This is a genomic window from Pseudomonas sp. IT-P260, from assembly GCF_949768395.1.
In the GTDB taxonomy this organism is placed as follows: domain Bacteria; phylum Pseudomonadota; class Gammaproteobacteria; order Pseudomonadales; family Pseudomonadaceae; genus Aquipseudomonas; species Aquipseudomonas parakoreensis.
On sequence record NZ_CATKPO010000032.1, the window covers coordinates 1 to 277 of the forward strand.

At 51.3% G+C, this 277-nt stretch carries 2 tRNA genes; both read left to right on the plus strand.

Features of this window, described 5'->3' with window-relative positions:
* The first annotated feature begins 51 nt into the window (after positions 1-51).
* Positions 52-128: transfer RNA gene (locus ACM6HV_RS13985), tRNA-Ile, on the plus strand.
* A gap of 9 nt (positions 129-137) precedes the next feature.
* A tRNA-Ala gene (locus ACM6HV_RS13990) sits at positions 138-213 on the plus strand.
* The last annotated feature ends 64 nt before the right edge of the window (positions 214-277 follow it).

Consider the following 277-nt stretch of genomic DNA (forward strand, 5'->3'; position numbering starts at 1 on the left):
TTTAAGCTCCAAGCTGATAGCTCTGAGCTAATCAGTTACGCGCTCGAAATTGGGTCTGTAGCTCAGTTGGTTAGAGCGCACCCCTGATAAGGGTGAGGTCGGCAGTTCGAATCTGCCCAGACCCACCAATTTTGTATGGGGCCATAGCTCAGCTGGGAGAGCGCCTGCCTTGCACGCAGGAGGTCAGCGGTTCGATCCCGCTTGGCTCCACCATTAACTGCTTCTGCTTGTTAGAGCTTAGAAATGAATATTCCGGTGCGAATATTGATTTCTAGTC